The organism is Mesorhizobium sp. LCM 4576 (genome assembly GCF_001854815.1).
GTDB lineage: Bacteria > Pseudomonadota > Alphaproteobacteria > Rhizobiales > Rhizobiaceae > Mesorhizobium > Mesorhizobium plurifarium.
This window is the reverse complement of the sequence record NZ_MDDT01000024.1, coordinates 127451-143886: the sequence shown is the minus strand read 5'-3', so window position 1 is coordinate 143886 and position 16436 is coordinate 127451. Positions and strand designations below refer to the sequence as shown.

The 16436-nt window shown below is 62.7% G+C and carries 14 protein-coding genes and 1 pseudogene; 9 read left to right on the top strand and 6 right to left on the bottom strand.

Translation table 11 applies throughout. The annotated features are described in order from the left end of the window. The first annotated feature begins 29 nt into the window (after positions 1–29). From LCM4576_RS13765 to LCM4576_RS13740, 6 genes and pseudogenes are all read left to right on the top strand, one after another. Positions 30–1522 (top strand): annotated as a pseudogene (locus tag LCM4576_RS13765) (ABC transporter substrate-binding protein). Between the two features lie 138 nt (positions 1523–1660). Continuing rightward, positions 1661–2620: a carbohydrate ABC transporter permease gene (locus tag LCM4576_RS13760; protein WP_071032574.1), complete on the top strand. Its 960-nt coding sequence runs from the start codon at positions 1661–1663 to the stop codon at positions 2618–2620. Continuing rightward, on the top strand, positions 2617–3507 hold the full coding sequence (locus LCM4576_RS13755; RefSeq protein WP_071032573.1) for a carbohydrate ABC transporter permease: 891 nt from the start codon (positions 2617–2619) through the stop codon (positions 3505–3507). Before LCM4576_RS13760 ends, LCM4576_RS13755 begins: the two co-directional genes overlap by 4 nt. A gap of 12 nt (positions 3508–3519) precedes the next feature. After that, the gene (locus LCM4576_RS13750; RefSeq protein ID WP_071032572.1) at positions 3520–4617 is read left to right on the top strand and encodes an ABC transporter ATP-binding protein; all 1098 of its coding nucleotides are present in this window, start codon (positions 3520–3522) and stop codon (positions 4615–4617) included. Positions 4618–4653: 36 nt separating this feature from the next. Further along, a complete protein-coding gene (locus tag LCM4576_RS13745; protein WP_071032571.1) occupies positions 4654–5805 on the top strand; it encodes a mandelate racemase/muconate lactonizing enzyme family protein in 1152 nt (383 codons plus the stop codon). 24 nt (positions 5806–5829) lie between these two features. Continuing rightward, positions 5830–6564 carry a ribonuclease activity regulator RraA gene (locus LCM4576_RS13740; RefSeq protein ID WP_040990496.1) on the top strand — a complete coding sequence of 245 codons (735 nt, stop codon included), beginning with the start codon at positions 5830–5832 and terminating at the stop codon, positions 6562–6564. 78 nt (positions 6565–6642) lie between these two features. Here LCM4576_RS13740 and LCM4576_RS13735 read toward each other — a convergent pair whose 3' ends face one another. The 5 genes from LCM4576_RS13735 to LCM4576_RS13715 all read right to left on the bottom strand — a co-directional run bounded on the left by LCM4576_RS13735 (position 6643) and on the right by LCM4576_RS13715 (position 11584). Beyond that, complete coding sequence (locus tag LCM4576_RS13735; RefSeq protein WP_071032570.1) at positions 6643–7236, bottom strand: DJ-1/PfpI family protein; 594 nt, start codon at positions 7234–7236, stop codon at positions 6643–6645. Between the two features lie 69 nt (positions 7237–7305). Continuing rightward, positions 7306–8256 carry a substrate-binding domain-containing protein gene (locus tag LCM4576_RS13730; RefSeq protein ID WP_071032569.1) on the bottom strand — a complete coding sequence of 317 codons (951 nt, stop codon included), beginning with the start codon at positions 8254–8256 and terminating at the stop codon, positions 7306–7308. Positions 8257–8316: 60 nt separating this feature from the next. Further along, complete coding sequence (locus tag LCM4576_RS13725) at positions 8317–9309, bottom strand: ABC transporter permease (RefSeq protein WP_071032568.1); 993 nt, start codon at positions 9307–9309, stop codon at positions 8317–8319. Next, positions 9306–10877, bottom strand: coding sequence for a sugar ABC transporter ATP-binding protein (locus tag LCM4576_RS13720; RefSeq protein ID WP_071032567.1), 1572 nt, complete (start codon positions 10875–10877; stop codon positions 9306–9308). The genes LCM4576_RS13725 and LCM4576_RS13720 overlap by 4 nt, the downstream gene beginning before the upstream one ends. Before the next feature lie 8 nt (positions 10878–10885). Beyond that, on the bottom strand, positions 10886–11584 hold the full coding sequence (locus tag LCM4576_RS13715; protein ID WP_071032566.1) for a GntR family transcriptional regulator: 699 nt from the start codon (positions 11582–11584) through the stop codon (positions 10886–10888). A gap of 225 nt (positions 11585–11809) precedes the next feature. Between LCM4576_RS13715 and LCM4576_RS13710 the strand changes: the two genes are divergently transcribed. The 3 genes from LCM4576_RS13710 to LCM4576_RS13700 are packed head-to-tail and all read left to right on the top strand — an operon-like array spanning position 11810 to position 15390. Further along, entirely contained in the window at positions 11810–13036 is a 1227-nt protein-coding gene (locus LCM4576_RS13710; protein WP_071032565.1) for an iron-containing alcohol dehydrogenase, read from the top strand. Between the two features lie 57 nt (positions 13037–13093). After that, positions 13094–14542: an NAD-dependent succinate-semialdehyde dehydrogenase gene (locus LCM4576_RS13705; protein WP_071032564.1), complete on the top strand. Its 1449-nt coding sequence runs from the start codon at positions 13094–13096 to the stop codon at positions 14540–14542. Next, positions 14542–15390: an alpha/beta hydrolase gene (locus tag LCM4576_RS13700; protein WP_071032563.1), complete on the top strand. Its 849-nt coding sequence runs from the start codon at positions 14542–14544 to the stop codon at positions 15388–15390. Before LCM4576_RS13705 ends, LCM4576_RS13700 begins: the two co-directional genes overlap by 1 nt. A 756-nt stretch (positions 15391–16146) precedes the next feature. On the opposite strand, the gene LCM4576_RS13685 is transcribed toward LCM4576_RS13700, so the two are convergent. Further along, entirely contained in the window at positions 16147–16386 is a 240-nt protein-coding gene (locus tag LCM4576_RS13685; RefSeq protein ID WP_131803250.1) for a hypothetical protein, read from the bottom strand. Positions 16387–16436 lie beyond the last annotated feature (50 nt).

Genomic DNA, 16436 nt, shown 5'->3' with positions numbered 1-16436 from the left:
AGCGGCATGGGAGAACCTGGAGGAGACCTATGAGGAGGATCACACGCGGCGGTGCCGTTCTGCGCGGCGCTGTTTCCACTGCTTTTTCCACTGCTTTGACGATATCGCTGATGTCCGCTTCGGCACTGGCGGCGCCGCCGGTCGACCTGAGCAAGTGGTCGCCCGAATATGTGCGCTCGATTGCCGGCACGCAGGATTTCGACACGGCCGGCGATTGCGCCAAGGTCACGCCGCTCGACTACAAGGGGCGACTGACATTCTGGTATCAGGGCGTGTTCGAGGGCGACCCCGACCTGCTGCGCCAATACTACAAGGATTTCTTCGCAACCTTCCGCAAGACCTACCCGAACATCCAGCTCGAGGAACAGGCTCTCACCTACAACGACCTGCTCGACAAGTTCCGCACCGCGCTCCTTGGCAATGCCGCGCCGATGGCGGTCCGCCTGCAGATCCTGGGTGGTACCGAATTCGCGTCGAAGGGCTATCTGCAGCCGCTCAAGCCCGAGGACGTTGGCTATTCGACCGAGGATTTCTGGCCCGGCGCCATGAAGGCGGTGACCTGGGACGGCGTGACCTACGGCATTCCAACCAACAACGAGACGATGGCTTTCATCTGGAATGCCGACATCTTCAAGCGCGCGGGTCTCGATCCGAACAAGCCTCCGGCAACCTGGGACGACGTCGTCAAATATTCGAAGCAGATCCACGACAAGCTCGGCATTGCCGGCTACGGCCTCGTTGCGCGCAAGAATGCCGGCAACACGCCTTACCGCTTCATGCCGCAGCTATGGGCCTATGGCGGCGGCGTCTTCGACGAAGCGGCAGCGAACCCGACCTACAAGGACATCGAGCTCAACAGCCCGCAGAGCAAGGCGGCGCTGCAGGCTTCCTACGACATGTATGTCCGCGACAAATCGGTGCCGGTTTCGGCGCTCACCAACCAGCAGGCCGACAACCAGCCGCTGTTCCTCGCCGGCCAGCTCGGCATGATGATCTCGCATCCGTCCGACTACAACGTCATGCTCGACCTGCAGAAGAAGGCGACGGGCACCGACAAGGAGAAGGCCCAGACCGTCATCGATAATATGCGTTACGGCCTCATTCCGACCGGTCCCGACGGCAAGCGCGCCGTGGTGTTCGGCGGTTCGAACATCCACATCCTGAAGCCGGAATATGTCGAGGGCGGCAAGGTGGATGAGCCGGCGGCAAGGCCATCATCTGCATGTGGACCAGCCCTGAATGGTCGTTGAAGATGGCCTATGCCGGCTCGAACCCGGGCAACCTCAACGGCTTCAAGACCAAATGGATGAAGGAGCGTCTGGACAACATCAAGTTCCTCGATGTCACGACGTCGATGCTGCCCTACGGCATCCCCTTCCCGGCGCTGCCGCAGTCGCCTGAGATCATGAACATCATCGTCCCGGATATGCTGCAGAATGCCCTGACCGGAGCGATGACCGTCGACCAGGCGGCGGACGACGCGGCCAAGAAGGTGAAGGACCTGATGGGBGGCGGACTCTAGAGCATGATGCCGAAAAGCGTGAAGCGGTTTTCCGACGGCATCATGCTCTGCTTCTTTGACTTAGAAGCCTGACCTGCGATCTCACCGGCTGCGCCGACAACGCAGCCGGTTCGTTCCGATGAACAAGGGCACGCCAAAGTGACGATCGTGAGCGGCAAGGCCGAGGCTCGCAGACCATTGCAATCCGGCAGGTCCGATGTGCTCCGCAAGATGTGGGAGCATCGCGCCGACTATGCCTATGTGCTTCCGGCGATTGCCGTGATGCTCGTCGTCATAGCCTATCCGATCTACTACACGATCGAATTGTCGTTCTTCAACACGCCGCCCGGCCTGCAACTGCGTGACAAGATCTTCGTCGGTTTCAACAATTACACGGCCATCCTGACCAGCGGGGTGTTCTGGCAAGTCACCTTCAACACCCTGATCTGGACAGYCGCATCCACTTTCTTTTCCTTCGTCCTGGGGTTTGCCGCCGCGCTGGCGTTGCACCGCGACTTCATCGGTCGCGGCGTCCTGCGCGCCATCCTCATCATTCCCTGGGTCATCAGCGCCGTCGCCGCCTCCTATATCTGGAAGTGGATCTACCATTCGGATTTCGGCATCATCGGCGCGGTGCTGGTCGAGCTCGGATGGGCCGAGCGGCCACCCAATTTCATCGACAGCGTCTCAACGGTGCTGCCCTCGCTTATCGTCGTCAACATCTGGCGCGAGTTCCCTTTCGCCATGATCATGATGACGGCCGGTCTGCAGACGGTTCCCGAACAGTTGCTACGCGCGGCGAAAGTCGATGGGGCGAATGCCTGGCAGCGCTTCTGGCACGTCACCTTCCCGCATTTGCGCAATGTCTCGACGGTGACGATCCTGCTGCTCGCAGTCGCCAACTTCAACTCCTTCATCATCCCCTGGATCATGACCGGCGGCGGTCCGTCCAACGCTTCGCATATCTGGATCACCCACATCTATGAGCTCGCCTTCGGCCGGCAGCGCTGGGGGGTGGCGGCGGCCTACTCCGTGCTCCTGTTCCTGATCCTGATGACGCTTGGCTATTTCTATGTCCGCGCGTTGAGCAGCAATGAGCGGAAGGAGGGGAACGCATGAGCACCATTGCCGAGACGGCCTCTCGAGACCAGATCCGTCGCCGCCAGCGTGTCGATGGGTGGCGATGGGCGGGGCGCCTCTTCCTCGTGTTCATGCTGCTCTACACGGCCCTGCCCATGGTCTGGATGCTGAGCACCTCGATCAAGTCCGGATTCGCGGCGATGCAATTCCCGCCGCAATTATGGCCCGACCAGCCTACCCTTGYCAGCTACCAGAAGCTGCTCGATCCGCAGAACAGCGTCGGCCAGGATTTCCTCCGCTTCTTCTGGAACAGTCTCATCGTCTCGACCGCCACGACCATCCTTTCGGTGATCGTGGCGGTTCCCGCGGCCTACGCGTTCTCACGCTTCACCTTCCCGGGTCGAAACTTCCTGTTCTTCGCCGTGCTGCTGCGCAACATGTTCCCGGCGGTGATCTTCCTGGTGCCGCTCTTCATCCTGATGCGGGCGATCGGACTGGTGAACACGCATGGCTCGCTTGTGCTGACCTACCTCACCTTCGGCCTGCCGCTGGCCATCTGGCTCTTGAAAGGCTTCTACGACAACATCCCGGTGCAGCTCGAACAGGCGGCGCGCATCGACGGCGCAACGCGGTTCCAGGCGTTCATGCTGATCGTGATGCCGCTCTCGACGCCGGGCATCATCRCCACCGCGATCTATTCCTTCATCGGCGCCTGGAACGAGTACATCTACGCCTACACCTTCCTCTCCAAGAACGAGCAGCTGACGCTGCCTGTGGGCATCCAGCGCTTCTTCTCGGAGAACACGACGGACTTTCCTGGCCTGATGGCGGCCAGCTTCATGATGAGCGTGCCGGTCGTGGTGCTGTTCCTCCTCCTGCAACGATACTTCGTGCGCGCCCTGACCGAGGGCGCGGTCAAGCACTAAGGAGCTGCCCGCATGGCCCACGTGGTCCTCAAAGATCTCGTCAAGACCTATGGCGGCTTCAAAGCCGTCAACGAGGTTTCGCTGACGGTCAATGACGGCGAGTTCGTCGCACTCGTCGGTCCTTCGGGCTGCGGCAAGACGACCACGCTCAATCTCGTCGCGGGCCTGACATCGGTCACCTCCGGCGACATCGTCATCGGCGACCGGGTGGTCAACGACCTCGACCCCAAGGACCGGGACATCGCCATGGTGTTCCAGAACTACGCGCTCTATCCGCAGAAGTCGGTCTATATGAACCTCGCCTTCCCGCTGCAGATGCGCAAGCTGCCCCGGGACGAGATCGACAAGAAGGTCAGGGAAGCGGCGCGCGTGCTCGACATGACGCAACTGCTCGAGCGCAAGCCGCGCGAGCTTTCGGGCGGACAACAGCAGCGCGTGGCGCTCGGTCGCGCTCTCGTTCGCGATCCGGCGGTGTTCCTGATGGACGAACCGCTCTCCAATCTGGACGCCAAGCTGCGCGYGCAGATGCGGTCCGAGATCAAGCGGTTCCATCAGGACCTGAAGGYGACCATCATCTATGTGACGCACGACCAGCTGGAGGCCGTCACCATGGCGGACAGGATGGCGGTGATGAATGGCGGCTACCTGCGGCAATACGATTCGCCCGCGCAGGTCTTCGCCCATCCCGTGAACATGTTCGTCRCAAGCTTCGTGGGCAGCCCGGCGATGAGCCTCATTCCGCTGGAGGCATCCACCGCAAACGGCGATGCCGTTCTGATCAGCGCGGAGGGCTGGTCCCTCGCGCTGTCGCAAGCCAACGCGCGCAAGATCCAGGGAGCGACCACCAGGAAGATCGTGCTCGGCGCACGCCATTCGACGATCAAGCTGCACAAGAGCGCGGTCGCCGGCGCCGTTCCGGCCAAGGCCTATACGGTGGAGCCGACCGGAGACGTCACCTTCGTGCAGGCCTTCCTCTCCGGCGCCATCGTCAACATCAGCGTGTCGCCCAACATCGCCGTGGCGCCTGACGAACAGATCTGGCTCGAGTTCGACCAGGAGCGCATGCACCTGTTCGACGGCGAAACGGAAATGGCCCTCAGGGCCAACTGACGCGGGCAACAGGCGTGGAAYGTGGGCTTGGATGAGATGAGGATCACCGCGGTCAAGCCCTATCCGGCGTGGGTGGGAACGCGCAACCAGATGCTGGTCAAGGTCGAGACCGACCAGGGCATCTCCGGCTGGGGCGAGAGCGGCTTGAGCGGTCGCGAGAAGGCCGTGGCCGGCGCGATCGAGCATTATCGCGAGTTTCTCGTCGGCCGCGAAGCCATGCAGATCGGACGGATCTGGCAGGAACTTTATCGCAGCCAGTATTTCGAAGGCGGGCGCGTTCTGCAGGCGGCGATCTCCGCCATCGACATTGCCCTTCACGACATCAAGGGCAAGGCGCTGGGCGTGCCGGTCTATGAGCTTCTGGGCGGCAAGCAGCGCGACCGCATCCCGACCTTCGCCTCGACCGGAGACGAGGCCGAAGGCGACGTCGCCATCGAACGCGCCCGCGAACTGCGCGCGCAAGGTTGGCAGGCGATCCGCTTCTTCCCCGCCGGGCAAAGCAGCAAGGACATTTTCGAGCCGCGCGAGTCGATCGGCGCCACCGCTGCCATGCTGAACAAGGCGCGCGAAGCGCTGGGCGACGACGTGGTGCTCGGCATCGACTACCATCATCGGCTGTCGGTGGCCGAGGCGGCGAGCTTCTGCAACAAGCTTGGCCGCGGCGTGCTCGATTTCCTCGAGGAACCGATCCGCGACGAGACGCCGGAGGCCTACGAATCCCTGCGCAGGATGACCGACATCCCCTTCGCCATCGGCGAGGAATTCGCCAGCAAGTGGCAGTTCCTGCCCTATATCGAGCGCGGCATCCACCAGTTCAACCGGCTCGATGTCTGCAATGTCGGCGGGCTCACCGAGGCGATGAAGGTCGCCGGCTGGAGCGAGGCGCATTATGTCGACCTGATGCCGCACAATCCGCTTGGCCCGGTGTGCACCGCCGCGACCGTGCATCTCGGCGCCGCGGTGCCCAACTTCGCCTGGCTCGAAACCAGGGTGCCGGAAAGGAAGCTGGGCTTCGACAATTCCGAGTTCTTTCCCGTGCAACCGCGGCTGGACGGCACCCATTATCCGGTCAGCGATCTGCCGGGACTGGGCGTCGAGGTCAACGAGGCGGCGATCAAGGCGCAGAGTTTCCGTTTCTGGGAGGCGCCTCACCTCACGCGCCGCGACGGTTCCGTCACCAACTGGTAGTTCAATTCCAACCGGAGTCCGACAATGACGCATACTCCTGACATCACGCGGCCGCCCAAGGATCTGATCGACGCCCTGAAGGAGATCGGCGCCGCGACGGTCGCCGGCACGCTCGGCCACATGGGCTTCCGCAAGCCGCACATGGTCGGCCCGGTGGCGCAGAACCACGGCAAGTCGATCGTCGGGCCGGCGCTGACGCTGCAATTCCTGCCGCAGCGGCCGGACCTGTTCGACGAGGGAGAATATACCGATCCGGAAACGCAACTGCACCGGCACGTGCTCTATCACGCGCAGGAGGGCGACGTGGTGGTGGTCGACGCGCGCGGCGACATGAGTTCCGGCGTCTTCGGCGATATGATGTCCACCTATTTCAAGGGCAGAGGCGGCGCGGGCATCGTCATCGACGGATGCATGCGCGACCGGCCCAATGTCGAAAAGCTCGACCTGCCGCTATGGCTGCGCGGCTGGACGCCCAACTATCATGTGCAGACCAGCATCTATCCCAATGCGGTCAACGTCCCGATCGCCTGCGGCGGCGTCACCGTGATCCCCGGCGACATCATCGTCGCCGACGACGACGGCGCGGTGGTGGTTCCCGTCTCGATGGCGGCCATGGTGATCGAGGAGGCCCGGAAGCATCATGACTGGGAAGAGTTTTCCCGGGAGAAGCTCATGCAGGGCGCACCCCTGCAGCGCTATTATCCGCTGCACGACGATGCTCGTGGCGAGTATGAGGCGTGGCGCAACGCAAGGCGTTAACCGCCTGACGAAAGTCGCGATTTGTGTACTTGGAGCGGCACGAACTCACCCGCTCCAAGTACCTCCTGCGCACCAAACCTAGCCGTGCCGGATTTCCGTGCCGAGCACTTTCAGGCATTCCCGGATGAAGGCCGCAAGCGCGGTCCAGCCCTTGGCCGAAACCATCGTGCCGTCGACATAGGCCTCGGTCGGCGACAGGTCGATATAGGTGCCGCCGGCGAGYGTCACCTCCGGCTCGCAGGCCCCCAACGCCCCGACCTTCTTGCCGCGCACGACGCCGTCGACCGCGACCAGGATCTGCACGCCGTGGCAGATGGTGAAGATCGGCTTCTTCGTTTCATGGAAGTGCCGCACCATCGCCTGAACGCGCTTGTCGGTGCGGATATATTCCGGCCCGCGGCCGCCGGCGCAATAGACCGCGTCGTACTGGTCGAGCTGCTTCTCCGCATCGGAAAAGGTCTTGTTGATCAACGCATAATGGCCGAGCTTCTCGGTATAGGTCTGGTCGCCCTCGAAGTCGTGCAATGACGTCTTGATCACATCGCCGGCCTTCTTGTCGGGGCARACCACATGAACCGTGTGGCCGACGGCCTCCATGGCCTGTTGATAGACGAAGATTTCATATTCCTCGGTGAACTCACCGGTCAGCATCAGGATTTTCTTGGCTGGCATGATTTGTCCTCTTTGATTGGGGGCGGCGAGGCGCGAACACGCCTCGCCCATGATTGTGGATGGCGGCTCTCAGAACGGAGAATCCGGGAAGTAATATTCCTTGGCGTTGGCCTGGGTGATCAGCGGCGCGTCGAGYTTGACGTGGCCGCGAACCGGAGCCTGGCCGATCAAATTGGCCACAGTCATGTAGATGGCCGTCTTGATCATCGAAGGCGGATAAGGCGTTTCGACCGGGGTGACGGAATCGCCGTCGATCACCTTCTTGACGATGTCCTTCATGCCGTTGCCGCCGAGCGCCAGCTTGATATCGGTGCGGCCCGACTGCTTGACCGCCTCCAGCACGCCGAGAAGCATGTCGWCGTCATTGGCCCAGACCGCATCGATATGCGGATATTTGGCGAGATAGTCCTGCATCAGCTTGAACGCCTCGTCGCTGTTCCAATGGGCGTATTGGATGTCGAGCACCTTGATGCCGGTGCCCTTGATCGTGTCCTGGAAGCCCTTGATGCGCTCGTCATCGATGACCGTCGGGATTCCGCGCAGCACGACGATGTCCCMTTTGCCGCCGAGCTTGTCGATCATGAACTTGGCCGTGTTGGCGCCGACCGCGATGTTGTCGCCGGCAAGGTAGAGGTCCTGGATAGAGGCGTCGGTCAGGCCGCGATCGACAACCGTGATGAAGGTGCCCATGTCCTTGATGGCCTTGACCGGCTGGGTCAGCTCTTCGGAGGTGTAGGGCAGGATGACCAGGGCATCGAGCTTGCGGCTTGCGGAAAGGTCCTCCAGCGCGCTGACCTGATCGGCAGCGGAGGGCGAGGTTTTCACCACCACCTCGACGTCCGGGAAGGCGGCGTTGATCTCTTTCGCGGCCGCCTGCGCATGATAGACGACACCCGCCGTCCAGCCATGGTCCGCCGCCGGGATTGACACGGCGACCACCTTCTTGTCGGCCGCCAGCGCCTGGCCGGCGACCATCAGGGCGCCGACAGCGGCTGCCGCAACCCATTTTCTACTAAACATAACAACCTCCCAGAGATGTGGACCAATCGAACACAGGCACCCGCCCGGTCCCGAGACGGGTTATTTGGAGAAGCGCTGCACGAGCATGGCGATGATGATGATGACGCCCTGAACCGCGGCGACGAGGTATTCGGAGACGAAGTCTGACAGCACCATCAGGTTGGCGATCAGCTCGAGGATCACCGCACCGGCAATCGTCCCCCAGATCCGCCCCTTGCCGCCGCGAAGCGCGGTTCCGCCGATGACGACCGCAGTGATGACCTGCAGCTCCCAAAGCTGCCCCGTCGTGGGCGTGGCGGCGCCAAGCCGCGGCACGTAGCAGATGGCCGCAACGGCGACGCATACCCCTTGGATGACATAGGCGACGGTGCGCGTCTTGATCACCGAAATGCCGGAGTAGCGAGCCACGTCCTCGTTTGCGCCCACGGCGGCGCACTTGCGGCCGTATTTGGTCTTGTAGAGAACGAAGGCGCCGAGCACCGCGACGATTGCGGAAATCAGGATGGGGATTGGAATCCCGCCCAGAGTTCCGAAATAAACTGGCCGGTATGCCTCGCGCAGCGACCTGTCGATCGGGATGGTGCCGCCATTGGTCATGTAGGTGATCAGCGCCCGGAAGATGYCCATCGTGCCGAGCGTGGCGATGAACGGCTCTATCTTGCCCACGGTGACGATGACGCCATTTGCCAGGCCGCAAAGCAGCCCCGTCACGACCGCGATCGCCATACCCGCCGGAATGGCCCAGAGGCCGAGGCTTGGCGCCATCATGTTCATGAACATGATGGTGATGCCGGCAATGAAGGCAACCATCGAGCCCACGGACAAGTCCAGGCCGCCCGACGAGATCACGAACGTGGCCCCGACCGCGATAATGGCGACATAGGCGCTGCGCGTGATCACGTTGCTGAGGTTTGTCGCGGAGAGGAAGTCGGGATTGACCAGGAAGCCCAGCGCAAGCAGCGCCGCAAGAGCAAGGAACGGCCCTGCATCAGCCCAAGAGAACTGGTACCGCCGCTCGTGTCGCGCYGGCACGGACTGGGTAAGCGCTGTCACTTTATTCCTCCCTGGGGGACGTGCGCTCGCTCGCTGGTCGCGAGCAGCGCTATCTGGCTCTCGGTCATCGTTTCGCCCGAGACTTCGCCGCTGATCCTGCCCTCTCGCATGACGATGATGCGGTCGCAGATACCCACCAGTTCCTGCATTTCCGAGGATATTACGATGCAGGCTTTGCCCTGTCTGACGAGGTCCTGGATGAAGCCGTAGATCTGCGCCTTGTTGGCGATGTCGATGCCACGGGTCGGCTCGTCGATGATGACGACGGACGGGTCGGTCAGAAGAACCTTGGCGAGCAGAAGCTTCTGCTGGTTGCCACCGGAGAGTTGTCCGGCGCGCGCGCCGAGGCTCTTCAGCCGGATGTCGTAGGTGGAGACCGCCTGCCCCAGGGCCTCGGCCTCGCGGGCCCGTTTCACGACGAGGCCGGGATGGAAGCTGGCGAGTGCCGACAGGGTGAGGTTCGGGCCAAGCCGCTCCTGCAGCAGCAGTCCCTTGCCCTTGCGATCCTCGGTCAGATAGGCGATGCCGGCGTCCAACGCTTCGCGCTGGGAGCGTATTCGTATCGGAGCGCCGTTGAGCTCCACCGTGGCGGTTCCSGGTCGAAGTCCCAGGATCCCTTCGAACAGCTCCGTCCGTCCGGCGCCGATCATCCCGGCGAAGCCCAGAATCTCCCCTTTGTGCGCGCTGAAGGACACATCCCGGACAAATCCCGGAACCATCGCATTCAGYACGCTCAGCATTGGCTGATTTGTCCGCGTCGCCTGCTTTTGAGGGTAAAGGGCGGCAAGCTCGCGCCCCACCATGAGCCGCGCCATGTCGATCTGGCTCAGCGTGTGGCCCGGATAGGTGCCGACCATCTTGCCATCGCGCAGCACGGTCACCTTGTCGGCGAGCCGCTGCACCTCGTCGAGCCGGTGGCTGATGTAAAGGACGGCGATGCCCCGCGCCTTGAGCTCGAAGATGATGGCGAGCAGGCGCTCGACCTCGCCGCCCGTCAGCACGGCTGTCGGCTCGTCGAAGATGACCACACGATGCTCGTCGAGCAGCGCGCGGGCTATCTGCACCATCTGGCGATCGGCCAGCGAAATGTCGCGCACGAGAGCCGTCGCCGGGACCTCGCAGCCCAGCTCGGCGAGCTTTGCCGCAGCGAGCCGGCGCATTCGGGCATCGTCGACCATGCCGCCCTTGGTGAGCTCACGGCCGAGAAAAAGGTTGTCGGTGACGGTCAGCGCTTCCGCCAGCAGGATCTCCTGATGAACCAGCGCAATGCCGGCAGCTTGAGCCTGGTCCGGCCTGGTGAAGCGCACCCGCTGTCCGGCCATGGACAACGCGCCTTGCGTCGGCTCGATGTAGCCKGAAAGCAGCCGCATGAACGTCGACTTRCCGGCCCCGTTCTCGCCGATGACCGCATGGATCTCGCCGGGCAGGATATCGAGCGTGACGTCCGACAACACGGTGACGGTGCCGTACTGCTTGGACACGCCTTCGGCGCGCAGAACAGGTGCGACCGGCARCGCGTCGCTTGGCGCGGCAAAGCGATCTGTGTCGATGCGGGCGGCGATGGACATGGGACGCGTCACTCGAAGGCAGGCAGGAGCCGGTCCCGCGAATTCTCGATGTGAACGCGCATCGCGTCCGCTGCGCCGCTCGCGTCGCCGGYGGCGAATGCGGCGAGGATCGCCTCGTGCTCATCCAAGGCTTCTTCAGTGACCCGCGAGTGGTACATCAGGCGGAAGATATGGAAGTGGGTATGCTGATGGTTCAGCGTCTCGCGAATGAGCTCGTTCTGCGCGAGCTCCATGATCTTGTCGTGAAAGATCGCGTCCTGCCGCGCGAAGTTGGAATAGCGCAGGCGCTCGTCCTTCCCCACCCGCCGGGCCATGACGCCCGCCGCTTCCTGCAAGACCGCGAGGCGCTCTTCATCCAGTGCCGCCGTAGCCTTGGCGGCGGCAGCGGGCTCCAACAGAAGGCGAAGCTCATAAAGCTCATCGAACCGGCGTCGCGTGATTTGCGGGGCCGCGCGATAGCCGATYAAATGGGTCTTCACGACCAAGCCCTCGCCTTCCAGCCGCCCGAGCGCTTCGCGGATAGGCGTGTGCGAGACGTCGAATTCCCTGACAAGATTATCGACGGTAATGCGTGATCCCGGCGGAATCTTCAGCGACATCAATTGCGCGAAGATTGCTTCGTAGACATCGCCCGCCAAGCTGTTGGCGCGCTGGATGCGGCCGCTCGAGCGGGCTTCGGTTTCAACCGTCAGGTCGGGATTTTCCATCGGTTACCTCTTGACAGGAGCAAGCCCTAACATGATGCTCCGGCCAATTCAATAGGATATCCTATACGATTTTATAGAGGATACGAACGGATGGGCTAGAAACCCTGTCGCCCGCATTCAACGACGCGGGCACCAAAGCCGACAAAGCACCGGCCTCCGAACTGAAGACGGCCCACCGATGAACACGACACTTTTCCATCAGTCTCTTTCGAAAGATCTCAGTCCATGACCCTTTTTGCAGCCGCGCGCCTGCCGCGCGAAATTCTCTTCGGCAAAGGTCAGCGCCATGCGCTGCCCGCCATTGCCGGCCGATATGGCCGGYGCGCGTCCATCTGCACCGACGAACGGCTCGCCGGCACGCCTGAGTTCATCGAGATGCTCGATGGGCTGAAGGCTGCCGGGATCGACACGCTCGTCTATGATCGCACCTTGCCGGACRTGCCGCGCGACAGCGTCGGCGCGTGCATCGCCGAGACGAAGGGATTCAGGCCGGACATGGTGATCGGCGTTGGCGGCGGCAGTTGCCTCGATATGGCCAAATGCGCCGGGCTGCTCATCAGCCATGGCGGCAAGCTCCAGGATTACTATGGCGAGTTCAGGGTGCCGGGCCCTACCCTTCCCCTTATCGCGGTGCCGACCACGGCCGGCACCGGCTCCGAAGTCACTCCCGTAGCGGTGATCTCGGATCCGGAGCGGACGCTCAAGGTCGGCATCTCCAGCCCGCATCTCATCGCCGCGGTTGCGCTCTGCGACCCGGACCTGACAGCGAGTTGTCCCCCATCACTGACCGCCATCGCCGGCGCCGACGCGCTGACCCATGCGATCGAAGCTTTCACCGCCGCAAAACGCGGTGCGGATGCCGATCTGCCGCAACGCCATGTTTTCGTCGGCAAGAGCGCGCTGACCGATCATTTCGCCCTTCTGGCGATCAGGCTCCTGGGCCGCAGCCTCGAAGCAGCATATCGCGACGGGTCGAACGAGGACGCACGCGCGGATGTCATGATGGGAGCGTTGGCCGCCGGCTGCGCCTTCGGCACAGCGGGAACGGCGGCCGCGCATGCCGTGCAGTATCCGGTCGGCGCGCTCACCCACACGCCGCATGGTCTGGGCGTCGCGACGATGCTTCCCTATGTGATGCGCTACAATCTGCCCGCGGCAACCTCCGAGATCGCGGAAATCGGCATTGCGCTTGGCCTGCCGCGCCATGACCGCGATGCCGATCAGCTGGCCGATGCCACGATCGCGGAAGTCGCGCGACTGTTCAACGCCATCGGCATCACGCGAACGCTGGCTGACCTCGGTCTTCCCGAAGACAAGATCGACTGGACCGCTGAACAGGCGCTCGGCATCGACCGGCTGATCAAGAACAATCCCCGCTCCTTCGACCTGCCCGCGATGCAGCGCCTGGTCAGGGCTGCTCATAGCGGCGACATGTCGGTCGCGACGATGTGAGGAAGGAGCCCGATTCCAGTGAACGTTTCCCACCTAACAGTCGATCAGGATTCCGACATGTCCGAATACATCCCGTTCTCGCAAGGCCTTTACATCGGCGGGAAGTGGCGACCCTCCTCCGACGGCCGCGTCATCGAAGTGGTCGACCCATCGACGGAGGCTGTGATCGCCGCGGTTCCGGACGCGACGCTCGCAGACGCCGCGGCGGCGGTGGAGGCGGCCGCAGCGGCAGCATCGGGCTGGCGTGAAACACCGCCACGCAAGCGATCGGAGATCCTGAGGCGCTGCTTCGAGCTGATGAGCGAACGTGCCGAGACCTTGGCCGCGTTGATTTCGCTGGAGAACGGCAAGGCCCTGCGCGACGCGCGCGGCGAAGTCRCCTACGCGGCCGAGTTCTTCCGTTGGAACGCGGAGGAAGCGGTTCGCATCAGCGGCGAGTTCGGCCTTGCCCCGTCGGGCACGAACCGGATCGTGGTCGACTACCAGCCCATCGGCATTTGCGTTCTGATAACGCCGTGGAATTTCCCGGCGGCGATGGCCACGCGCAAGATCGCGCCGGCGCTTGCCGCGGGGTGCACCGTCATTCTGAAGCCGGCCAGCGAAACGCCGCTGACAGCCTATGCGCTTGCCGCCCTCTATGAGGAAGCCGGCGTGCCGCCCGGCGTCGTCAACGTCATCACCACCTCGAACCCGGGGCCGGTAACAGCAGCCATGCTGGCCGATCCGCGAGTGCGGAAGTTGTCCTTCACCGGCTCGACCGGCGTTGGTCGCACGCTTCTCGCCGAGGCGGCGAAACACGTCATTTCCTGCTCGATGGAACTTGGCGGCAACGCGCCGTTCATCGTGCTCGACGATGCCCATCTTGAGGCGGCGCTCGACGGCGCGATGATCGCCAAGATGCGCAACRCCGGCGAAGCCTGCACGGCGGCGAACAGGCTCTACGCGCAGGCAGGCATTCATGATGCGTTCGTCGAAGGCCTGCGCAAGCGCATGGCGGCGCTGACCGTCGGCCCGGGCACTGACACGGAGACCGAATGCGGGCCGATGATTACCAGAAAGGCTGTGGACAAGATCGACCGGCTGGTTCAGGACGCGGTTGCCCGTGGCGCGAAGATCCTGTGCGGCGGCACGATCGCTGAAGGCAGGGGATTTTTCTACCCGCCAACGGTGTTGAGCGACGTGCCGGCCGACGCTGCCATGGCTCACGAGGAGATATTCGGCCCCGTGGCACCGGTGAGCCGCTTCGAAGAAGAGGCCGAGGTCATCGCAAAGGCGAACGATACCGAGTATGGCCTTGCCGCCTATATCTACACCCGCGACCTCGCGAAGGGCATGCGCATGGCATCGAAGATCGAGTCCGGCATGATTGCGCTCAACCGCGGTCTGATGTCCGACCCTGCCGCGCCGTTCGGCGGGGTCAAGCAGAGCGGGCTCGGGCGCGAGGGCGGCCAGAAGCACGGCATAGCCGAGTTCATGGAAGCGAAATACATCGCCGTGACGATCTGATGAGTGAGTTGGCAAAAGATCCATTCCGCACCCGCGACCACGTCCCCGAGTTCGACGACATAGTGGACGAGATCCGCCGCAGAAGCGCGGAGACGAGGGCGAAAATCCCGATGGTCGCCGATGTGGCTTATGGAGCCGACCGCAGCGAAACCCTTGACTTGTTTTTCCCGGAAGGCGGACGCGATCGGCTGCCGGTGCATATCTTCATTCACGGCGGTTACTGGCGCATGTTCTCGAAAAGCGACTATTCCTATGTCGCCGAGACTGTAACCAACGCAGGGGCGATTGCGGTCCTGCTGGGCTACGCGCTGATGCCGGCGGTGAGGATGGCAACTATCGTCGACCAAGTTCGCCGCRCCAGGCGATGGGTTGATGAACACATCGCGAGCCACGGCGGCGACCCCGGCAAGTTGACCGTTAGCGGCCATTCGGCCGGCGCGCATCTCGCGACGATGCTCTTCGACGACGACAGCCGGCCATCGGGCATCAAAGGCGCGCTCCTGTTGGGCGGTATTTACGATTTGAAGCCGTTACAGACTTCGTTTCTCGCCAATGAGATCGCGATTACCGACGAAGAGGTTAGGCGATACTCACCAATCAATCATCGCTTCGATCCCTCTGTGCTGGTCGAGGTCGCGGTCGGGGCCGACGAAACTCTGCCATTCCATCACGGGGCCGCGACCTTCACAGATAGTCTAAAACAGCAAGGACTAAGCGCTTCCCAAACCAACCTTGTTGCGGCCAATCACATGAGCAGCATCCGAGACATTGGCTTGGCCGGAACCCAGGCGGCGGCGCTGCTGACCAAGACTGTGGGGCGCGGGCGAGGTCTGGACCAACCACTGTAGCGCGGCCATACATCGAGCCTTCGCCTTCGATCTCGACGAAGATCCGCCATTTGTCGGCGGATCGGTTCAGCTGGCACGTCGGAAACATCGTGTGGCGATGCCAGCGCTTTCCGGAAGAGACGGCCGCGGCGATCTCGTCGAGCAGCACGCGGGCGGCGGCCGCGAGATCGCCGGCCGACGTTCCTTTGTCCGAAAACGCATCAGCTCCGGGAGCTCCGCGCAGCAGGGCCAACAGTTCCTTGTTCAAGGTCGATGGTACCGTTGGCTGGGATCGCAAGGCGGCCATCTAAACTGCAACCTTGTGCTGGGGTTGGGTGGCGCTGGACGGCTGTGTGGGGGTGCGGTTCACCACAGCGTGGCGCTTGTCCTACCGGGCAGCAGTCGTCCGGCTCCGTCCCCCTGCCTTGGCCCTCGATCCGAGCAAATTGACTCGAAGCTGACTTTTTTTGGGTGTATCGTCTTAAGGTCGTCCCGTTCCGARCAGAGGCTGGAATGTTAGGGCACGGTGTAGCGGAACCCGCAGAGGTCGCAATCCTTTCCAAGGCTGTGAGCGATTACTGCACAAAGCATAAGATCGCGCGCTCGGACGAGCGCGAACAGATAGCTGTCAAGGTGATGAACCTTTTCAGGCGCGGCATGATCGACCCTGATCAGATATCGATAGAGCTTGAAAGGGTGGGTCGGGATAAACCTGGCCTTGCTGGGTAGTCCGGCCCTCAAATCCTGTGTCACCATGATAAGCGGGCCGGCTACTCATCATCCTGCACTGCCAAGATGGCGCGCGCTTAGGCAGCTTTCGTTTGCGATGCCTTTTCCAGCAGTCGCTCCAAAATGCTTGTGGTGCAACTCCTGGGTGCGTTCGAGCAGGTCCAGAAAATCGCACACTAGCTCGGTCGAAATGTGAAGAAGCTGCAACTCAATGATGCGCCGTCGTCGCTCGGCAATGTGCCGCTCGCCCAGTCGGACGCGTTGCCACACCGTTTGAATGTCGTCCACAAGCGCCATCATCCTAACGGTGTGGCGGGCTAAAGCGTTCCCCTAGTCCT